Source organism: Psychroflexus sediminis, from assembly GCF_900099815.1.
GTDB lineage: Bacteria > Bacteroidota > Bacteroidia > Flavobacteriales > Flavobacteriaceae > Psychroflexus > Psychroflexus sediminis.
Window position 1 is genome coordinate 17,561 of sequence record NZ_FNCW01000002.1, and the last position, 21,772, is coordinate 39,332.

Consider the following 21,772-nt stretch of genomic DNA (forward strand, 5'->3'; position numbering starts at 1 on the left):
GAAACTTAAAACTTATTTTTTTTAAATTAAAAATTACCAAAACTTCCAGAATTTCTTTTTCTCTTGATTTGCACCGTAACCATAGCCATACCCATAATTATAGGCATTGATACCGACTTCATCTAGCCCATTAATGATTATTCCCATGTTCACAAGTTTCTTCTGTTCCTTGAGGTCACGAATATGGGGGAGCAGCCTTGTGTCTGTGAATCCAGCTCTAGTGATGTATAATGTAATATCAGCGTATTTAGAAATTAAGATGGTATCGGTTACTAAAATAGTTGGTGCAGTATCGATGATGATATAATCGTATTGTTTTTTTGCTTCTTCCAATAATTGAGCAAATTTTGAACTCATCAGTATTTCAGCTGGGTTAGGAGGAATATCACCAGAGAGAATGACATCTAGGTTAAGACTTTCTAAAGCATTCTTTATAATAAGGTCTTCAAAAGTAATAGTATCATCGTAAAGATAATTTGATACACCAATCTTATTTTTTTTGAGATTTAGGTAATTGTGAATTTGCGGATTTCTAAGGTCACAACCTATCAGTAATGTTTTCTTTTTGGCGGCAACAAGTGAAGATGCAAGGTTTATAGCTACAAAGGTTTTTCCCTCTCCTTTGGTTGTGGAAGTAACAAACACTACTTCAGAATCGGATAATGAGCTGCTCTCTTTTTTTACTCTCATAAAATTGAGATTGGTTCTCATAATTCTAAATGACTCAGCGATTGAGGACCTGTCGTTTGGTAAAATCACCTTATTCTCTTCTGCTTTATGCTGAGGTACTTCAGCGACTAACGGGATGCCTGGTAAGAAGGCTCTTATTTGATCTTTGGTCTTAATTTTTGTATCTAAGAGGAAAAGCATGTAAAGCACGCCAAAGGGGACGACGAGTCCAATAACTAAACTCGAAAGCAAAATAATTTGTGATTTAGGACTTACGGGTGTAGGCTGAGTATAAGCGTAATCTACAACTTTTATGATAGGAGCCGTAATCGCATAGGATAAAGCCGCCTCTTCTCTTTTTTGAAGTAAAAACAAATACAGTTTTTCTTTAACTGCTTGTTGACGTTGAATATTTCTTATCTCTTTTTCCTGCCCTGGTAGTTTACCAATATTTAAATCAAACTCTCTTTCTCTCCTTTTTACCTTTTCTAAGGAGATTTCAAGACTTTTTATGTAGTTGTTGATTGTGTTAAGTATATTATTTCTTAATTGTTGAATGAGTTTCTCAACTTCTTTTACACTGGGGTTTTCTAGGGTAGAAGAAATCAGGAGGCGCTCTCTTTCTAATATCTTCTGATTATAAGTTTCTGTAAAACTGTTGAGGTTGTCATTTGCAATCCCAATTCTTGCCGGCAGCAAATCATATTCACTTTGCTCTAAAAGCTCTTCTTTAAAGTTTTTTGTTAGGGATAACTGATTGCTAATTTCAAAGACCCGTAATTCTGCTTCAGTACTTTTGCCAAATAAAGCGGTGGCATTATTTTCAATTTGAACAAGATCATTTTCGCTTTTATAATTGGCAAGACCACTTTCTACAGTATCCAGTTCACTCACAAGATATTCCAGACGTTCTATCACAAATTCTTCAGTGCGTTTAGCAATCAGCCTGTTATCTTCAATACCATCAGCATTGAATTGATCTATCAATGCATTGAGAATATCTTCGTTCTTTTCTTTGTTTTGACCTTTGATGGAAATATTTAAGATCTCACTTCTATCTCCAAGTGGCTCCACACTGATTTGATTTGTTAAGGAGCTAACAGCTTGGGAGGTAGAGCGAAAATTAAAATTAAAAGTCGACCCAACCAGTTGAGTAATGTCACCGTTATAATTTGGATTGAAGTTGAGTACAAGGGGATAGCCTTCCACGTTCATAGGCTCGCCAACTCTGTATTCCTTAGAAAAATTGGTTTCAGGATTTGAAATCTCAAATTGATTAAGAGATATGAATTCTACTGTGTATAAAGGTGTAGCAGAGTCATATATAGAATCATTCTCTATCCAAAATACTGTAAAAGGCCTTTCATCTTCCCATATCACAGAAGATTTTAAGCTGCCAGACTTGTAATAGCTGCTGGTCAAATCTAAATTTTTTACGACTTTCAATGCAATCCTTCTAGATTTTAAAACACTCCTTTCATTTTCCAGGTTGACTTTACTCATATCTATAAGGGGTGAACCACCGCTTAATCCAGAAAGGTCAAGACCACTCTGGTCTTTAAGTATTTTTATCTGAGCATTGGTTTGATAGATGTTGGTTGAATAGCGTAAATAAATTAAGGCGACTGATACTGATATAACCAGGCATATGATAAACCAAGGCCAGTACTTGAGGTACTGAAGAACAATCTTTTTAAGATCTTCGCTACTATCTTCAGGAGAAGAGCTGGTATGTATATTTGTATTTGGATTTTCCATATAAAGATTATCTAGCTAATAAAACTACGGCAGAGAATAAAATTGAAACAACTGAAAGCAGTGTACCCACATTGCCTACAAAACCTGCAGATTTTACTTTTGGTTGGTTAGGCTCTACATAGATGATATCATTGGGTTTGATAAAAAAATAATCTGTATTCATCCAGTCCGTTTGGGTAAGGTCTATACGTTTTACTTTACGCCCATCACCCTCCTGCCTGTATATCATGATATTATCTCTTCTTCCATTGATGGTCAGGCTTCCAGCCAATCCCAAAGCCTGGGGAAGAGTCATATTTTCTTCAATAATTTCGTAAGTTCCTGGTTGCTTTACTTCGCCTTGAACAGTGAACTTAAAATTTATAATTCTGACATTTACAGTTGGGTTTTTAACGTAAACCGATAACTTCTTCTCCAAGAGATCTTGTACCTCTTGTGTAGTTTTACCTTTTACTTCAATTTTTCCAAGCTGAGGAAAATTGATTTGTCCTTCTTTATTCACAAGGTATCCTGTTAATTTGAGAAGCTCTATTTGCCTGGGTTGAGCCCCTGCATTGTCTGCGCTGTTAAAACTAAAAGGCAGAACACTTTCGGGATTTAAAGCCGTAGTTGTGATATTTAAAATATCATTGATTTGAATTTGAGGATGAGAATATATAGATTCTATGGAAGCAAATTCTCTTGAGTCAATGTCTTGATAATAGACGACTTCTTTCCTGGAGGAACAACCTAAAACGAAAATTGAAAAAAGAAGTAGGACGGATTGTTTCATTAAATTTTTGTTAATCAAATTTAATACAAATAAGCGCAATTTTTTTTCAAAAAGAAAGCCTTTTAGGCTTTAAACGCATTATCTGCATAAATATGTTTTTTGGGAAGTACTATTTAAGACAAATGTAAAATTATTCCTTAAGTTTGATCTTGCATTTTGAATCTTAACCAATTGAAATGAATCCTATATTTACACTAAAGCATTTTTGCTTTAAAATCCTTAAGCGCTTAGCTCGTAATTACGTGCCTAGAGTTGTTATCTTTCTGATTGATGTTTGTATTTCTATACTTTCAGCTCAATTTACCTTCTTCCTGATTTCATCTGTAGGCGAAAAAAAACTTAAATTTATCCACCTGAACTGGGAGTTTGCTTCCCTGGTGATTATCCAGATTTTGTTCTTTATTATTTTCAAATCTTATGCTGGAGTAGTAAGATATACAGGGTTTAAAGACTCCATTAAGCAATTGCAAACAACAATCGCCACGGTTGTAACTTTGATCATTATAAACGAGTTAATCTATAACATCTATCAGACCAAAATTTTGGTTAATGGAGGTGCTATCATCTATGGTTTTATAGCCTTTTCAATGCTGTTTTTATTCAGGGTTATTGTGAAAAGGGTTTACCAGCTTATACATGCAGAATACACTTCAACAAAAGCCTATATACTCGGTACAAGCTTAACGGATGTGGCCATTGCAGAAAGTATAATTTCAGATTCACGAACAAATTTTGAGATTGTTGGTTTTATAAGTGAAATAAGTAAATTAAAGAGAACACGTATTCTCACATTACCAATAGTTACATTCGAACAGTTAGAACATAAAAAAATAAGAGGAGGGACTTCAGTAATCGTTTCAAGTCAAAAATTAAGAGAATTGGCTACAGCGGATTCCGATATCCTAAGCCAACTTTTAGAATTAAACCTCAAAATATATAAACTTCCAGATCTTCAGGATTGGAGTGGAGAATCAATTTCTTCTGAAATTAAAAAAGTCAATTTAGAAGACCTGCTACAAAGAACTCCTATAAAACTTCAACGAGAGAAACTCAGCACAATATATAAGGACAAAGTGATTTTGGTTACAGGAGCAGCTGGGTCCATAGGTAGCGATATTGTAAGGCAGCTGATTCGCTTCAAACCCAAAACAATACTCATGCTTGATCAGGCAGAGACCCCATTGCACCATATGAGTTTAGAATTGGAATCACAGTACCCAAACCTTCATTTTGAAAAGATTATAGCCAATGTTAGAAACTTCAAGCGTTTAGAGTCTATTTTTGATTATTTCCAGCCGGAAATTGTTTTTCATGGAGCAGCATATAAGCATGTTCCAATGATGGAAGCGAATCCTATTGAAGCCTTAGACGTCAACTTTATAGGAACCAAAAATCTTACGGATTTATCTGTTCAATTTAAGATTTCGCGCTTTGTATTTGTATCTACAGACAAAGCTGTAAATCCCACCAATATCATGGGGGCTTCCAAACGATGTGCAGAAATTTACTTACAATCTGTAGCAAGAGCCAAAACTTCGAATACCAGGTTTATAACTACAAGATTTGGAAACGTTTTGGGATCCAATGGTTCTGTAATCCCACATTTTAAAGCACAAATTGAAAACCTAGGCCCGGTAACAGTAACCCATCCCGATATCACAAGGTATTTCATGACGATTGATGAAGCTTGTCAACTTGTTTTGGAGGCTGGAGCTATGGGTAATGGCGGCGAAATCTACGTCTTTGATATGGGTAAGCCGGTAAAAATCATTGATCTTGCAAAGCAAATGATTCGCCTGTCTGGGTTTATACCTTATGAAGATATAGATATTGTGTATACAGGTTTAAGACCTGGAGAAAAACTTTATGAAGAGTTACTGGCCGATAAGGAAAATACACTCCCAACACATCATCAGAAAATACTTATCGCAAAAGCAAGTTACAATTTTGATAGCGAAAAATTGATTTTACTCAAAAATCTGCAGAATCAGATTTCAAACAACAATGTAGTGAAATCTATAGATGTTCTCAAAAAGCTGGTTCCGGAATTTATTCCGCTGACCGAAAAAGAGCGTCAAAAAAATGCGATTTAATTAAATCTCTAGTTGTTTACTCACTTGGGCGTTCACCCAGACTAAAAAGTTCTCATCTTCTTTTGAAAAAGCTTTTTTCGTGTTAGAATCAATGTCTATTTGTCCGATATTTTCACCATTAACGAATAGGGGGATCACCACCTCAGATTTTACATTGATGTTACAGGAGATGTAATTATTTTGAGCTGAAACATCATCAACCACAAAATTCTGATTGGATTCCGCAACTTGTCCGCAAATGCCCTTTCCGAAAGGAATAGTCGTATGTTCGGTAGGTTCGCCGGCAAAAGCTTTTAAAATGAGTTCTCTTTTGTCACCGTTTTTAAAATAAAACCCAACCCAATCGTAAGTGTCCACCTTAGTTTGGAGCAAGTCGCAAACCTCAGTTAGTCTATGATTGATGTCTAAATTTTGCTTTGAAAGTATGTTTTCTACGTCTGGTTTTAAATCCTCTAAGTTCATGATGTTAGATTTGAAACAAAAGTATTTATTATAAAGGCATTTCATACAGGTCGTTTTCTATAAATTTGTTAAATATTTTGAAACAGGTTTATAGTAGAATCCAGTATTCAACAACTAAATTCAATACCCCAACTTTGGAAATTTTAAAGAAAAATAAAGCGGTAATAAGGTTCTTAGGAATTTTCTTTGGGACCTATATTGTTCTAACACTGGCTTACCAACTCTACTTGGATAATGTTGGGTCTGAAATCTACTTTCCGGAACCTGTAACCCATATTGTTGCCTTACAAACAGAGAGTTTAATCAATTTCTTAGGCTATGAAACCAAAATGATTCCCAGTCACTATGATCCTTCTATGCGCCTTGGCATCAACGGGGATTATTTGGTAAGAGTGGTGGAAGGTTGCAATGCGGTGAGTGTGATTATCCTATTTTTATCCTTCGTTCTGGCCTTTAAAAAAGACTGGAAATCCACCTTGCTGTATATTTTTGCGGGGAGTGTTTTGATTTATGCCTTCAATGTTTTGCGCATTGCTTTACTTACCATAGGGATTTATGAGATGCCAGAATATACAGAATTAATGCACGGAACCCTTTTTCCTCTTTTTATTTATGGTTTTGTGTTCTTATTATGGATTTTTTGGATTAAAAACTACAAAACCAGTAACAGTCCAAACAATGAATAAATTTTTGAAATTCGGTTTATTAGGGCTTTTGGTGATTGGCTTAGCACTGATTCGACATTTCGAACACGAACTTTTCTCAGATCCACTTCTCGAGTTTTACTCTTCGAAGTATAGCTATTCTGAACCCCCTGAATTCAACACCTTTCAGGTTATCTGCTCCACGAGCTGGAGGTTTCTATTGAATTCCATTCTTTCTTTAGCCCTTATCTGGATTGCATTTCCATCTAAGAAGACCTTTCTTTTTTCCCTTGTATTTTACGGCTTTACTTATCTGGTCTTAATCACTACATTTTGGTTTTTTATCTCAGATATGAAAGCTGAGAATTACCTTATTATTTTTTATATACGGCGCTTTTTAATCCAGCCGATATTTGTATTGATTTTATTACCAGCATTTTACTATCAAAAGAGTATTGTTAAAGAAAAATAATTCTAAATAAAATTGTATACTTTTGTAAAGTGAAATCATTCATTTCTAAAATAGCGTCCATCACTTTAGCACTTCTTGTGTTATTTTCAACCTTGTCTTTCACGGTTGGGGTTCATTATTGTGGAAACATCATGATAGACAAAGCTATTTTATCCCAGGCCGAAACCTGTGATATGCATCAGCAAATGCCTTCAGAAGAAAAATCTGAGTGCTGTGATGACGAAGTTGAAGTGGTAAAAGGTCAGGATGAGCTTCAATTTTCTAAGGCTGAATTTGACCTGGATTTCCCACTTGAGCTCGTAGCCTATAGTTTTATTCATTTCTTAAATCCTGAAACCTACAATACGTCAGTTAAGAATTTTCCGGTTTACCATCCTCCTCAATATTCCTTAGATTTCCGAGTCCTGCATCAGGTCTTCCTTATTTGATTATTTAAAACTTGCCGCTTAGATTTTAACTGAATTGAATTCAGAATAAAATCCAAATCTGTCTACATGTTTTTAATATCAAAGCCCCATGTTAAATAAAATCATCAAGTTTTTTCTAAACCAGCGTTTAGTAGCATTCATTCTTTTGGCAGCTATAGTGATAGGTGGTTTAATGGTATCACCGTTTCAGTGGGCCGATTCCTTTTTGCCTAAAAACCCGATTCCAGTTGATGCGATACCCAACACAGGCGCCAATCAACAAATTATTTTTACAGAATGGCCAGGTCGCTCTCCTCAAGACATAGATGACCAAATCACCTATCCCCTTACCACTTACCTGCTGGGCTTGCCTGGCGTAGAAACGGTGAGAAGTTCTTCTATGTTCGGGTTTTCCAGTATTTATGTGATTTTTGAGGATGGAGTCGAATTCTACTGGTCCCGTTCCCGTATTCTCGAAAAGCTCAGTTCCATCCCCAAAGGACTCTTGCCTGCTGAAGCTAAACCTACGCTGGGGCCAGATGCTACTGCCCTTGGGCAGGTGTTCTGGTATACGCTCGAACCCAGAGACAAAAACAATGAGCCTACCGGAGGCTGGAATTTACATGAAATAAGAAGCGTACAGGATTTTTACGTAAAATATGGTTTAAGCAGTGCCAAGGGGATCTCAGAAGTGGCTTCTATCGGAGGTTTTGTAAAAGAATACCAGATTGATGTAAATCCAGAGGCCTTGAAATCCTATAATATTCCGTTGATGCAAGTCGCTAAGGCGGTAAAGGAAAGCAATCGGGATGTAGGAGCCAAAACATTGGAAATCAATCAGGTGGAATACATTGTAAGAGGCCTGGGATATATAGAAAACCTTGCGGATTTCGAAAGCATTGTGGTGGATGAGCGTCAAAATGTTCCTATTTACCTCAAAGATGTCGCAAAAATTAAAATCGGGCCAAGCCAGAGGCGAGGCATTCTCGACCGTGCCGGAGCAGATGTTGTTGGTGGAGTGGTAATTGCCCGGGATGGTTTTAATCCTATGCAGGCCATCATCAATGTCAAGGAAAAAATTGAAGAAATTTCCCCGGGATTACCCAGCAAAACCCTGGCGGACGGAACTGAAAGCCATCTGGAAATCGTTCCGTTTTACGATCGTTCAGAACTGATCAATGAAACCATTGGTACATTAGAAGAAGCCATAAGTTTACAGTTAATCATCGCTATTTTGGTTGTGATTATCATCGTTTTCAATTTAAGAGCTTCCCTGGTCATATCTGCAGTCTTACCCATTTCGGTGCTGCTGGTCTTTATCGCGATGAAATTCTTCCATGTACAAGCCAATATTGTCGCTCTATCCGGAATCGCCATTGCTATTGGTACCATGATCGACCTGGCCATTATCCTTTCTGAAAATGTCCTGAAAAAGCTTGAAAAATCACCGAAGAAATCGCTGGTCAGTAACATTTACAAGGGTTCCTCTGAAGTGAGTTCTGCCATTTTAACGGCGGTCCTGACGACGGTGATCAGTTTTGTACCCGTATTCGCCCTGGAAGCTGCCGAAGGCAAACTCTTTATTCCCTTGGCCTACACCAAAACCTTTGCCCTGATCTCCGCGTTTTTGGTCACAGTCTTGATTTTGCCAAGCCTGATGTACATGGTGTTTAAAATCAAAATCAACAAGACCAAAACAGCGTATTACTTAAACGCTTTTCTTGGTCTGGTAGGGGTTTGGACTATTTTTTATGAATTTTGGTTAGGGCTGTTTATTATACTTTATGCTGTCAGCTATTTTATGTCTTATCAGACCTACTTTAAAGCATATCGGGTAAAAAACCTGCACTTTTATGTATTGGTGACCGGGGTTTTGGTTTTGCTTTCATGGCTTTGGCTGCCTTTAGGACCACAGCAATCGATGATTTCTAATGTATTTTTTGTTGGTATTCTGGTGGGTGTTTTATTGACATTTTACCTCTTACTGCAAAAGTATTATGCTCAGATCCTGACTTTATTTCTAAAGCATGTCAGGATATTTTTAGTACTTCCCGTGTTGGCTATAGGTATAGGAGTTATGATTTGGCTGGGGTTTTCAACGACCTTTCAGTGGTCTAAACAAGCTGCCAATGCTGTAGGTCTTTCCATTGAAGACACGGGAGTCTGGAAAGCCATGGATAAAACATTCCCAGGCATTGGCGAAGAGTTTATGCCCAGTCTGGATGAAGGGAGTTTTATATTGATGCCTACCAGCATGGCACATTCCGGAATCGAATTCAATAAAGAAAAACTTCAGCAAATGGACATTCTGGTCAAACAGATTCCTGAGGTTGAAACCGTGGTAGGAAAGCTTGGACGGGTAGAATCTGCAATTGATCCTGCACCCATTTCCATGTTCGAAAATTTAATCACTTATAAGACAGAATTCATTCAAAATGCCCAGGGTGAACTCCAGGCTTACCGTGTGGATAATGACGGACGTTTTAGAGTAGAAGGGGTGAGAATTCAAAACGGCGAGGTTGATATCTCTAAAAATTCAGAAGATGTACTGTGGTTTGATAATTCTGAATTTGTGTTTCAAAATGAATCAGGAAAAGCATTTTCAGAACAAATTCAGTCTGAACTGTTGTATGAAATTGAAAATGATTTCAAACCTTTTTTAATACAAGACGAAGACGGAAACTACTTCAGAAATTGGCGACAACACATCCAGTCGCCAGATGATATCTGGTCTGAAATCACTGAGGTCACCAGGATTCCCGGCATTACTTCTGCACCAAAGTTACAGCCTATAGAAACGCGCCAAATCATGTTGCAGACGGGGATGCGTGCACCTATGGGTATTAAAGTTTCGGGACCTAACTTGCAGACGATAGAAGATTTCGGGAAAGAACTGGAAGGAATTTTGAAGCAAGTAGATAAACTCAAAACACAGGCGGTCTTTGCCGATCGAGTGGTCGCCAAACCCTACCTGCACCTGAATTTAAATCGGAAAAACCTTGCCCGTTACGGAATGACAGTCAACGAGGTTCAGGAGTACATATCTGTAGCCATAGGGGGCGAATACCTCACGCAAACCGTGGAAGGCAGGGAACGTTATGGGGTGAGAGTGCGCTATCCGCGTGAAATGAGAAATACGCCGAAAAGGATAGAAGAAATGCTGATCTCGACCTCCTCAGGAACACAGATTCCGCTGAGTGAACTTGTAGAAATAGAATATGAACGCGGTTCGCAAATGATCAAAAGAGAGAACACCTTTTTGAATTCATATGTGCTTTTCGATCGTGCCGATGGTATTGCTGAAGTTGCTGCGGTGGAAGCTGCCAGAGCCGCTATTACTAAAGAAATCAACACCGGAAACCTGAAGGTGCCAAGTGGTGTGAGCTACAGGTTTGCAGGAAGTTTTGAAAACCAAATCCGTTCAGAAAAGCGATTATCCATGATTATCCCCGTGGTTTTTATGGTGATTTTCCTGATTTTATACTTCCAGTTCAAGTCGGTTCGCATCAGTATGATGGTATTTTCCTCCATCGCTTTAGCCTTTAGTGGCGGATTTATCATGATTTGGCTTTACGGACAAGACTGGTTTTTAAACTTTAGCTGGTTTGGACAAAATCTTCGGGATATTTTTCAGCTCAAAACCATCAATTTAAGTGTAGCGGTGTGGGTTGGATTCATCGCCTTATTTGGAATTGCGACCGATGATGCCGTGCTGATGGCGACTTACCTGAAACAGTCCTTCAACAGAAATCCTACCAAATCCAAGGCAGAACTTCGTGAAGCTGTTATGGAAGGCGGACTCAAACGAATTCGTCCGGCCGTGATGACTTCAGTAACCACTGTCATCGCTCTTTTACCGGTTTTATCTTCAACGGGTAAAGGTTCAGATATTATGGTGCCTATGGCGATTCCTGCTTTTGGCGGCATGTTGATGGCGAGTTTGACCTATTTCTTACTGCCTATTTTGTTTTATATCATTTATAGCAGACAGTTAAAAACGACTTCTGAAATTGATCTCGAATAAATTTAATAAACGAAAACTATGTTTAATACCTATCCCATAAAATCACCCGGCAGCTCCCTGAAGCTTGTTCTAATCGGACTGCTGTTCTGCCTTAGTTTTAACCTGAATGGCCAAAGCCTTGAGGATTTAAAAACCACTGCTGCAGAAAATAACCTGGAGTTAAAGACGCAGTATAAGCGCTTTGAAGCTCAGCTAGAAGGCATAAGTCTGGCCAAATCCTGGCAGGATCCCAACCTGAGTTTTGGCTATTTCATCAGTCCCATAGAAACTCGGGTGGGTCCTCAAATTGCAAGATTTTCCCTGACTCAAATGCTGCCCTGGTTTGGAACCTTTAAAGTGAAAGGCGATATAGCAGCTTACAAAGCCGAAGCCGAATTTGAAAAATTTCAGGATCAAAAACTGAAATTGTATCTCAAGGTCGCACAACAGTATTATGAGCTCTCGGCTTTAAGATATGTTGCTAAAATCGAAGAAGAACAGTTCGAAATTTTAAAAGACCTGAAATCTATTGTAGAATCTAACTTCGAAAATAACAAGGCGAATTTGGTGGATATTTTAAGAGTTGAGCTGGAGATGGATAAGCAGCTGAATGTCCTTCAGGTGTTAAAAGATCAAGATCAAGCTTTAGTGACTCAGCTTAATCAGATGATGAACAGGCCGCTGGAAGCACCGGTTTTAATCCCAAACCCAAAGCAGACTCTGGAACAAATCCAATTCATGGAGAGCGATACGCTTTCGATAACGCACCCTCGTCTGGAACGCATTCGCAGTTTGCAGGACTCCAATGCAGCAGAAAGTGAGTTGGCCCAAAAACAGGCTTTGCCGCAGTTTGGTTTAGGCTTGGATTATGCGATTATTCAAAATCAAAACGTGATGAATGCAGACGCTGGTCAGGATGCGATAATGCCTATGCTATCGGTGAGTTTACCCATTTTTGGAAAGAAAAATAAATCCAGAAAAAAAGCGGTTTCCCTTCAGGGCGAGGCGATACAATTTCAGCTGGAAAATGAAAAAACGCTTTTAAGAACCGAAATTCAAGTGGCAAAGTACAAGCAGGATGAACTTTTTGATCGTCTTGATTTATATGAAAAACAACTCCTGAGGTTAAAAGATATTTTACAGCTTTCAGAAGTTGCTTTAGCCAATGCCTCCATGGAAATCGAAGAAGTTTTACGCTTGTATCAGGAGCGATTACTCTACCTGAAACAGCAGGCTCAGGCTTTGGCAAATCTTCAAAAAACAAATGAAACCTTAGGTTACCTCACTTCAAATTCAGCATTATGAAAACGCAATACAAATATTATTTAGGCTTTATTGTCATATTTATCGTCGGCATTTTTTTAGGGATTACTTTGTTTTCACCTGAACCTAAAAAAGAGGATGCCCATAATCATTCTCAGGAGCAGGCAGGCGAAGCAGTCTGGACTTGTTCGATGCATCCTCAGATCCGTCAGGACGAGCCGGGCGACTGTCCCATTTGTGGAATGGATTTAATTCCTGCAAGTAAAATGGAAGAAAGCATTGATCCGGATGCTATCAAAATGAGTAAAACTGCTCGAAAACTGGCTCAAGTAGCAACCACCAGACTTGGAACTCAAAACTATGAATCCAACCTGAATTTATCGGGTCAGTTACAAGTCAATGCTGATAACACCTTTTCCATATCCACGAATTTCAAAGCCAGAATTGAAAGGCTTTTTGTAAACGAAGAAGGAGAACAGGTAAGCAAAGGAGAAGTAGTGGCAGAAGTTTATGCGCCTGAAATTCAGGTTTTAAAAGAAGAACTGGAACTGGCCAGACGCCAGGGAAACGAGCTTTTGCTGAATAGCATCCTCCAAAAAATTCAAAATTACGAATTGTCTGTCGATGATGTTGAGTCACTGAAAAACGGAAGATTGAATCTGCGCTCTCCGAAAACAGGGATAATTACAGATTTGAAAGTTACCCAGGGGGATAATTTGAAAGCCGGCCAAAGCTTAATGAGCATTGCAGATTTGTCCAGTCTTTGGGCAATCCTAGATGTTTATGAAAACGATCTCAACAAAATAAATGTAGGCGACAAATCAAAATTAGAGACACCAAACTATAAAAAAGTTTCAGGAGAAGTCACTTTTATTACACCTGTTTTGGATGACGAGACTCGGTCTGCAAAGGCACGAGTCGTCATTAATAATCGAAATCTGGACTTAAAGCCGGGTGTTTTTATCACGGCAGAAGTGATAAAAACAGCACCTAAGTCAGAGGGCAGTGAAACTTTGATGGCCCCAAAATCTGCTGTGCTTTGGACGGGGAAGCGCTCGGTGGTTTATCAGCAGCTGGAGAATGAAAATGGGGTTTATTTTAAGATGAAGACCGTTGAGATCGGTGAAACCTCATCAGATTTTGTCGAAATCCTTTCGGGTTTGGAGCCAGGCGACGAAGTGGTTACCTATGGCGCTTTCAGCATAGATTCTGAAGCCCAACTGGCGGGAAAACCGAGTATGATGAATCCTGAAGGAGGCGCCTCGATGACAGGTCATCAGCACGGAGATATGAAAGAGAGTGAAGAAACCTCAAGTGTGAAGCAGAGCACTCCGTCAGGTGAAACTATAAACAGTAGTGAAGAAGCTAAAGAAGAACTAAAGCCGGTTTTAAAGGATTATTTAGCTTTTAAAAATGCCCTGGCTACAGATGATTTTAAAAATGCTGAATCTGCAGGGATCCAACTTAAAAAAAGTATAGCAGAGGTGGATATGTCTGTTTTTACTGATGAAGCTCATGATAGCTGGATGCAGCACAGCCGTGAATTAAAAAAGGCGCTTGAGCATATACAGCAACAAAATGATATTGAAAAAATTAGAAATACTTTTCAAGACGTATCTGAAGCTATGATTCCCATTGTAAAACTTATCAAGCCCATAGCTGAAGAGCTGTATGTTCAATTCTGTCCTATGGCAAATTCAAATAACGGAGCCTACTGGCTAAGCGCAAAAGAAGAAATTATGAATCCATACTATGGTGAGTCCATGTTGAAGTGTGGTGAAGTAACCTCTGTAATTAAATAATGAACCTTAAATTTTAAAAATTAAAACAATGAAAAGTAAAAAAACAACTTTAGTCCTCACCCTAATCTTTATCGGTTTTGGAGCCTTTGCACAACATAAACATGCTCATGATGGGGAGCAAAAAGAAATGAGTCAAAACATGGACCTTGAGTTTAAAGATCAGCAGTTAGGTGAAGCTTTTGAGCATTACATTCATTTAAAAGAAGCCTTGGTAGCTTCAAAAACTGAAGTAGCCAAAAAAGCGGCAGGTAAGTTAGAAGCATCACTTGAGAATGTAAACGGCGGTGAAACAGCAAAAACAGCAGTGACCAAATTTAGTTCATCCACTGGTTTGGAAGAACAGCGAGAAGCCTTTAAGGGATTAAGTCTTGAAATGCTTTCTTTAGTAAAAGCCGGAGAGCTTTCAAAAGGGGAGGTTTATTTGGAGTATTGTCCTATGGCAAAAGCTTCATGGCTATCCACCAGCCAGGAAATTCGCAATCCTTATTATGGCGATAAAATGCTGAAATGTGGAACGGTAAAAGAAACCATCAAATAACTAAACATTAGTTAATACCTTAATAAATTTAAATTTTTATCAATACCTTTTAACTTAATACCTTTTAAAACATGACACTGAAAACTATATTAACAGCATGTACACTCCTGCTTTTTCTTGTGAGTTGTAACTCCACTTCAGAGAAAGAGAACAAAACCACCACATCCAGGCTAACGGAACACACAGACCCGCTTAAAAGTTTAGCAATTGGGGATAAAGTCCCAAACGATAAGGTTTGTATGGTCAATGACGCCTATATGGGTGTTGAGCAAATCGCGGTGCCGGTAAGTGGCAAAACCTACTACGGCTGTTGCGACATGTGCGTCGATAAATTGAACTCAATAGATGAAGCGAGAATCGCTATTGATCCTTACAGCGGGAATCCAATAGATAAATCTGAGGCCTTTATTGTGTTGTCCAATTCACAAGGCTCTGTGACCTATTTCGAATCAGAATCAAATTATAAAGCTTTTACCAAGCGTCTTTAGTATAAAAAAATACGGGAAGAAATAATCCAAGTGTTCAGGTTAACAACTAGAAGTTACAAGTGTTTTTTCAGAAATAAGCATTATGACAGAGTTGATCTTTAAACTAGCATTTGTATAAAAGTAATTAGAAAACGGAAGTGATTTATTAATAGAACGGTAACAGAAATAATGTACCATGCTTAAAACCTTTGTTTTTATATTATCCATCATAATAAGCCATGTAACTTACTGTCAAGACATGCTCATAGAGCAAATTGCTGACAAAAAAATTGTACGTAAAGTTTTTGATGAAGAAAAAGAATTGAAATCAAAGCAGTTTTTTGATGTAGGGGAACTAAAAAGCAGCGGAGATAAACTGTCAGTAAATCTGCAAGTAAAAATTTTTGATGAAGACGGAAAACTAGAAGAAAAATATTTTACTCATTACACCTGTAAGCCAGAGAAATCTGACGTACTTCTTAATGTGTTTCCATTTGCTCAAAGGGGTGATGCTAAATATGTTATAGAAGCTTCATCTTATGGTTTTAAAAACCTCTATCAATTTAAAGCAGAGGAAAAGAAACTGAAGGACCTTAGCTTGAAAATGTCTGTTGAATCAGGAATGCTTGGCTTTTTTGGCTCTAAAAATAAAATTAAACTAAGCCATCGAAGGGTAAACAAGACTGCTAGTGGTTTTGATCTTCAATCTCATTTAACCATTAAAGTTTATATGATGGGATTAAATATTAAAACTGAAAGCTATCAGGTTACTGAAAAACTAAATGACAATAAAATTTTATTAAGCCAAGAGTTTATGAGTGAAGATGGTAGTTATTTTTTAATGAATTATTAAATAAAGAACTGCAATTCTTACTTAAAAAACTTAAAGGACCAAAACACAAACTGTATGAAAAATGTGATAAAAATTTTAATCATGCTTGTAGTTACTTTTTTTGCAATTTCCTGTACGGATAAAAAAAAGGAAAATGATAAAGAGCATCAAGAGCAAAAAGACCTCATAGAAGAGGATGTTTTTATGCATCACAATCATCAGGAAGGAAGAACTCATGACGAAACAAAGAGTGTCAGTACGTCATCCGATACGATTAAAGATATAAAAGAATAAAAATCATTTAATACTTATGAAGTAGTATAAACCACTGAGAATTGCCCAAAAAAATTAACCTCTTTCAAAACGTTTTAACAATGAAAAAACTAGAACCACCTAAGGCATTTAACCGAAGAGCATTTCTTGAAACCGCAGGCTATGGCGCGGCAACGCTTATGCTTTGGCCATTCATTTCTTCCTGTGATGGCCAGTTCTCAAAAGCAGCATCACCTGTGATGGATCCAGATTTTATCCCTGATATAGATTTGGAATTAAGTGCTGTTGAGCGGGATATACCTATCCTGTCCGGCCCCAAAACAAAAGTCTGGGTATTTGAAGGAGACCTGATAACAGGGGATAAGGAGGCTTTACAGGCCTCGAAGGGCAGCTATCTCGGACCGACGATCAAGGTGCGGAAAGGTCAAAAAATACGTATTCGTTTTCAGAATAATATCCCTGAAGAAACTATTGTTCACTGGCATGGGATGCATGTTCCGGCCGAGGATGATGGCCACCCTCAGGATGTCATCCATAGTGGGGAAACCTATATTTATGAGTATGAAGTCATGAATCGTGCGGGGACCTATTGGTATCACCCGCACCCACATGGTCGCACAGGACCGCAGGTTTATAATGGCCTTGCCGGGCTTTTACTGGTGACCGATGAGGAAGAACAGCAACTCAACTTACCCAAAGGCGAGTTTGACAGGCCTGTCGTGATTCAGGATCGCTCTTTTGATGAAGATAATCAGTTGGTTTATATTCAAAGCAGAATGGATAGCATGCGCGGCTTTTTAGGCGACAAGATTTTGATAAATGGGAATGCCGAAAAAGTTCTGAATCTGAAATCAGGTTGTGCTTACCGACTCAGATTACCGAATGGCTCCAATTCAAGAATTTACAAGTTGGCCTGGGAGGATGGAAGTCCAATCACTGTCATAGGGATTGATGGAAGTTTATTAAGTGCCCCCAAAGAATTGCCCTACCTTATGCTTGGTCCTGCAAAAAGAGCAGATGTTTGGCTGGATTTATCAGACAAGCCTGAAGGCATTCGATTGACTATGAAAAATGAGTCCTTTCCTTTAGAAGTCATGTCCGGGGGTATGATGATGGAGGGTGGAGAGACTTCCTTACCTCAAGGAAGCGAATATGAAGTGTTTACTGTAAAGACAACTAGTTCTGGCAGTAATGAGTATAGCTTACCGCAGCAATTAGTCAAATCGAATTATATCGATCCGTCTACGGCAGAAAATCTAAATAATCCAAGGCAGTTTAGCTTCGCCATGGATCACATGGAATGGACGATCAATGGGCGCACCTGGGAAACTACAGGCGTAGTCGATGAAGAAACCGTAAAGCTAGGGAGTACAGAAGTTTGGGAGTTGATCAATAGTTCTGCTATGATGGGTAATGATAGTGGCGGCGGCATGATGGGTGACGGCGGCATGATGGGCGGAGATGAGGGTATGATGAGTGGTGGCGACATGATGGGTAACATGATGCAGATGCCACATCCCGTTCATATTCATCAGGTACAGTTCAACATTTTGGAAAGAGATGTGAGCGATGTAGATTCCCAATTATGGGAGGCTGTAAAAGAGGGTTTTATAAATGATGGCTGGCAGGACACCGTCTTGTTATTGCCGGGGATGAAGGCCAGAGTAATCATGGAGTTTAAGGATTTCAAAGGCTTGTTTGTTTATCACTGCCACAATCTGGAACACGAAGATATGGGCATGATGAGAAACTTTAAAATCACGTAAAAAAGGAGTAAGAATCAGCTCTATAAGGAAAGCTTTTACTCAATGTTTGGAACACTAAAATAATTTTTAACTAAATACATTAAACAATGAAAACAATGAAAACAATGAAAACAATTTCGAGAACACTAATGATAATTGGAATAATGGGGGCGTTTGTAAGCTGTAAATCCAGCTTTGATGCTGCTGAAACCATGGAACTTCAAAACAACAGACAGGCTGTTTACCAGGAAATCATTTCAAATCCTGAACACATGACAGAATTTACTCAAATGGCTGAGCAAGATCAAGACGCTCGGAAAATCATGATGCAAAGCCATATGGAAATGATGGAATCTGGAAAACTAATGGAGATGATGAAAAATAATCCGGAGATGATAGAGCAGATGAAAGAAAACATGCAGAACATGATGCAGAACAACCCGGAGATGATGGAAAACATGCGGTCCAAAATGACTGAAAAAATGATGAAAAGCGCTGAGGGCAGAAAAAAACTGATGGAGGCGATGCAGGAAAATCCAGAAATGAAAAAAGCAATGATGCAGGAAATGATGCAAAACATGCACAATGGAGGCATGATGGATGAAAAGGAAAATGACAAGCAGTAAACTTAATTTTTAATAATACTAAAATTCAAAAATTATGATGTACGGATGGATTATAGGCTTAATACTTATAGTTGTTTTATTTATGGCAGTAAGAGGGAGTGGTGTTTTTAAAAGAAAGCCTAACTCAACAGAGAATCCCAGCACGACTTCAACGCCATTAGAAACCCTCAAAAATCGCTATGCTAAGGGTGAAATTGATGATGAGGAATTCGAAAAACGAAAAGCCGAACTGGAAAAAGCGGGTTAATTCATGGGCCAGTATAAAAAAGGAAGTTTAAGTTTATTGGGGTCTGTCGCTCTAGGGACGGGTGTCATGATAGGAGCAGGAATATTTGCACTTCTTGGTCAGGTAGCAGAACTTTCGGGTACATGGTTTCCTTATATCTTTCTGCTGGGCGCAGTCATTTCTGGCTTTAGTGCATATTCTTATATCAAAGTTTCCAACGCGTATCCTTCTGCAGGAGGCATTGCTATGATTTTGCAAAAAGCCTATGGCAAAACGACCATTACGGCTTCTGCTTCTTTATTGATGGCCTTATCGATGGTCATCAATGAAAGTCTGGTTGCCAGAACTTTTGGATCCTATACGCTGCAACTTTTTACCGTTGAAAATAAAGCGCTTTGGATTCCTGTTTTGGGGGTGGGATTATTAATTTTTGCTTTTTTGATCAATATTTCCGGCAATCGACTGATTGGAAAATCTTCCCTGGTGATGGCATTTGTCAAAATTGCAGGGATTTTGATTTTTGCAGTAGGGGCTTTGTGGGCAGTTGGATTTTCATTAGAGGGTCTGATACCTAAACCTTCTGAAAGCACAGACTATTCAGCAGCCAGTTATATCGGAGCTTTGGCTCTTTCTATTTTGGCCTATAAAGGATTTACCACCATTACCAATAGCGGAGATGAAATCACCAAGCCTAAGAAAAATGTAGGTCGATCTATTATTATTTCATTATTGATATGCACGGTGGTTTATTTCCTGGTCGCTTATGCCGTAAATTCCAGTCTTTCGATTTCTGAAATTGTCAAAGCCAAAGATTATTCTCTGGCTGAAGCTGCAAAGCCTGCTTTTGGGGATTATGGCTTGTATTTTACAGTGGGTATTGCCATTGTAGCAACCATTTCAGGAATAATTGCCAGTATTTTTGCCGTTTCCAGAATGACAGCTATGCTCACCGACATGAAATTGATTCCACACAGCCATTTTGGAATGCCTGGACGAATTCAAAAGCATATGCTGGTTTACACGGTAGTCATTGCCATTGTCCTGACCGTATTTTTCGACCTTTCCAGGATTGCATCTATGGGAGCTATATTTTATTTGGTTATGGACATGATCATTCACTGGGGAGTTTTCAAACACTTAAGAAAGGAGGTGAAGGCCAATGCTGTTATTTTGATAACCGCATTGGTTTTAGATCTTATAGTTCTGGTTGCTTTTTTATGGATAAAGTTGTCTTCCGATATTTTGGTTCTGATTGTTTCTGCAGGCATTATGCTCATCGTTTTTATAGGTGAAAAATGGTTTTTAAACAGAACTGACAAATCTGAATTCATTGAAAGTTGAGGCATAAATCCTACCTAAAAAAAATGACAGATTTTTAAAATGAGTTTAGTATTTCTTAATTATTAATTCAAAAAAATTTAATTTAATATGAAAAATAAAGCAATAATTTTAGCAGGTCTGTTTGCGATTTTTCCAATGCTATCTTTTGCTCAAGGGGATTCTGAAGGTTTTTTTAGCTTGTGGGGAGAAAGCGCCAAAACCGCAGTAGGATTTTTCTGGAAGGCAGGCTGGGCTTTTGTATTGGGCTATATAATAAGTGGTGCCATTCAGGCTTTTGTACCTAAAAAGAAGCTTACACGACACATGGGTGAGAGCGATGTGAAAAGCGTTTCATTATCTACTTTATTTGGAACCATCTCTTCGTCCTGTTCTTTTGCAGCATTGGCTGCAGCCAGATCGCTGTTTTTAAAAGGCGCACACTTTGTAAGTACAATAGCATTCATGTTTGCTTCCACCAACCTTGTCATCGAACTTGGGATATTAATATTCATTTTTCTAGGCTGGGAATTTGTACTGGCAGAAATAATTGGTGGATTATTACTTATAGTTATAAGTTCTATACTTATCAAACTTACCTACCCAAAGAAATGGATCAAAGCGGCACGTGAAAAAGTAGAGGAGGAATCTGATGAAGAAGAGGATTTCGACTGGAAGAAACGAATAAAATCGAAGGAAGGCTGGTTTTTGGTTGGTAAAAACTTTGTCATGGAATGGAAAATGGCCTGGAAAGATATTTTGATTGGTTTTACGGTAGCTGGCTTTGTGTCGGTCTTAGTGCCACAGTCGTTTTGGGAGGCTATTTTTCTTAATAATTTGCAAGGACAGATACCCGATTTCGTCATTCGGATAGAGAATGCACTTGTAGCTCCTTTTGTGGCTGCCGCCACATTTATTGGATCTATGGGAAACATCCCTCTTGCCACAGTGCTTAACGAAAATGGAGTGATGTTTGCCGGACTTATGGGCTTTATTTATTCGGATCTTATGGTACCACCTTTGGTCAATATCAATAGAAAATACTATGGTCCGCGTATAGCACTTTATATAGCCGGAGTGATGTATGTGAGTATTGTTATTACAGCCTTGATACTCAATTATAGCTTCGAATTTTTTGGAGTCTTGCCCGAAGGCAGTCGTAAGGTAGCTGAGGTTACCCAGTTTAAGATGGATTATACCTTCTATTTTAATATTCTATTTGCCGTTCTTGCCGCACTGATGCTTTATTTCAATTTTAAAACCAAGAACATGAAAGAAGGCGGAGGTCATGATCACGATCATGGAAGTGGAGGTATTTCTTTCAAAAAAGTGGCTGTTTATCTCTTTAGTTCCATTGTCATCATTGGTTTGATTTTATATCTGATATAGCGTTAAGGTCTAAA

The 21,772-nt window shown here is 38.4% G+C and carries 19 protein-coding genes; 16 read left to right on the forward strand and 3 right to left on the reverse strand.

Annotated features, from left to right (window positions below; all coding sequences use genetic code 11):
• Positions 1 to 33: 33 nt before the first annotated feature.
• Positions 34 to 2,427, reverse strand: a complete 2,394-nt coding sequence (locus BLP81_RS01535) for a GumC family protein (protein WP_093364756.1) — start codon at positions 2,425 to 2,427, stop codon at positions 34 to 36.
• A gap of 7 nt (positions 2,428 to 2,434) precedes the next feature.
• Positions 2,435 to 3,199, reverse strand: a complete 765-nt coding sequence (locus BLP81_RS01540) for a polysaccharide biosynthesis/export family protein (RefSeq protein ID WP_093364762.1) — start codon at positions 3,197 to 3,199, stop codon at positions 2,435 to 2,437.
• 176 nt (positions 3,200 to 3,375) lie between these two features.
• Here BLP81_RS01540 and BLP81_RS01545 point away from each other — a divergent pair, with 176 nt between their 5' ends.
• Complete coding sequence (locus BLP81_RS01545; protein WP_093364766.1) at positions 3,376 to 5,292, forward strand: polysaccharide biosynthesis protein; 1,917 nt, start codon at positions 3,376 to 3,378, stop codon at positions 5,290 to 5,292.
• Here the strand turns inward: BLP81_RS01545 and BLP81_RS01550 are convergent, their stop codons facing one another.
• On the reverse strand, positions 5,293 to 5,754 hold the full coding sequence (locus BLP81_RS01550) for a GAF domain-containing protein (RefSeq protein WP_093364770.1): 462 nt from the start codon (positions 5,752 to 5,754) through the stop codon (positions 5,293 to 5,295).
• A gap of 77 nt (positions 5,755 to 5,831) precedes the next feature.
• Here BLP81_RS01550 and xrtF point away from each other — a divergent pair, with 77 nt between their 5' ends.
• From xrtF to BLP81_RS01625, 15 genes are all read left to right on the forward strand, one after another.
• Positions 5,832 to 6,440: an exosortase family protein XrtF gene (xrtF, locus tag BLP81_RS01555; RefSeq protein WP_245686392.1), complete on the forward strand. Its 609-nt coding sequence runs from the start codon at positions 5,832 to 5,834 to the stop codon at positions 6,438 to 6,440.
• Positions 6,433 to 6,870 (forward strand): exosortase F system-associated membrane protein, encoded by a 438-nt coding sequence (locus tag BLP81_RS01560; protein WP_093364774.1) that lies wholly within the window; start codon positions 6,433 to 6,435, stop codon positions 6,868 to 6,870. Before xrtF ends, BLP81_RS01560 begins: the two co-directional genes overlap by 8 nt.
• A gap of 29 nt (positions 6,871 to 6,899) precedes the next feature.
• Positions 6,900 to 7,298: an HYC_CC_PP family protein gene (locus tag BLP81_RS01565; protein WP_093364777.1), complete on the forward strand. Its 399-nt coding sequence runs from the start codon at positions 6,900 to 6,902 to the stop codon at positions 7,296 to 7,298.
• An 88-nt stretch (positions 7,299 to 7,386) separates the two neighbouring features.
• Positions 7,387 to 11,301: an efflux RND transporter permease subunit gene (locus BLP81_RS01570; RefSeq protein ID WP_093364781.1), complete on the forward strand. Its 3,915-nt coding sequence runs from the start codon at positions 7,387 to 7,389 to the stop codon at positions 11,299 to 11,301.
• Between the two features lie 18 nt (positions 11,302 to 11,319).
• A complete protein-coding gene (locus tag BLP81_RS01575) occupies positions 11,320 to 12,585 on the forward strand; it encodes a TolC family protein (protein WP_093364786.1) in 1,266 nt (421 codons plus the stop codon).
• Positions 12,582 to 14,345: an efflux RND transporter periplasmic adaptor subunit gene (locus BLP81_RS01580; RefSeq protein ID WP_093364788.1), complete on the forward strand. Its 1,764-nt coding sequence runs from the start codon at positions 12,582 to 12,584 to the stop codon at positions 14,343 to 14,345. Before BLP81_RS01575 ends, BLP81_RS01580 begins: the two co-directional genes overlap by 4 nt.
• A 28-nt stretch (positions 14,346 to 14,373) precedes the next feature.
• Entirely contained in the window at positions 14,374 to 14,883 is a 510-nt protein-coding gene (locus BLP81_RS01585; RefSeq protein ID WP_093364791.1) for a DUF3347 domain-containing protein, read from the forward strand.
• A gap of 71 nt (positions 14,884 to 14,954) precedes the next feature.
• On the forward strand, positions 14,955 to 15,371 hold the full coding sequence (locus BLP81_RS01590; protein WP_093364794.1) for a hypothetical protein: 417 nt from the start codon (positions 14,955 to 14,957) through the stop codon (positions 15,369 to 15,371).
• A 175-nt stretch (positions 15,372 to 15,546) separates the two neighbouring features.
• Entirely contained in the window at positions 15,547 to 16,203 is a 657-nt protein-coding gene (locus tag BLP81_RS01595) for a hypothetical protein (RefSeq protein WP_093364804.1), read from the forward strand.
• Between the two features lie 81 nt (positions 16,204 to 16,284).
• On the forward strand, positions 16,285 to 16,476 hold the full coding sequence (locus tag BLP81_RS01600; RefSeq protein WP_143002800.1) for a hypothetical protein: 192 nt from the start codon (positions 16,285 to 16,287) through the stop codon (positions 16,474 to 16,476).
• Positions 16,477 to 16,556: 80 nt separating this feature from the next.
• Entirely contained in the window at positions 16,557 to 18,221 is a 1,665-nt protein-coding gene (locus BLP81_RS01605) for a multicopper oxidase family protein (protein ID WP_093364806.1), read from the forward strand.
• Positions 18,222 to 18,325: 104 nt separating this feature from the next.
• Positions 18,326 to 18,826 (forward strand): DUF4175 domain-containing protein, encoded by a 501-nt coding sequence (locus tag BLP81_RS01610; RefSeq protein WP_245686393.1) that lies wholly within the window; start codon positions 18,326 to 18,328, stop codon positions 18,824 to 18,826.
• A gap of 34 nt (positions 18,827 to 18,860) precedes the next feature.
• The gene (locus BLP81_RS01615; protein ID WP_093364807.1) at positions 18,861 to 19,073 is read left to right on the forward strand and encodes an SHOCT domain-containing protein; all 213 of its coding nucleotides are present in this window, start codon (positions 18,861 to 18,863) and stop codon (positions 19,071 to 19,073) included.
• Positions 19,074 to 19,076: 3 nt separating this feature from the next.
• The gene (locus BLP81_RS01620; RefSeq protein WP_093364809.1) at positions 19,077 to 20,393 is read left to right on the forward strand and encodes an APC family permease; all 1,317 of its coding nucleotides are present in this window, start codon (positions 19,077 to 19,079) and stop codon (positions 20,391 to 20,393) included.
• Positions 20,394 to 20,480: 87 nt separating this feature from the next.
• On the forward strand, positions 20,481 to 21,758 hold the full coding sequence (locus tag BLP81_RS01625) for a permease (protein ID WP_218118862.1): 1,278 nt from the start codon (positions 20,481 to 20,483) through the stop codon (positions 21,756 to 21,758).
• The last annotated feature ends 14 nt before the right edge of the window (positions 21,759 to 21,772 follow it).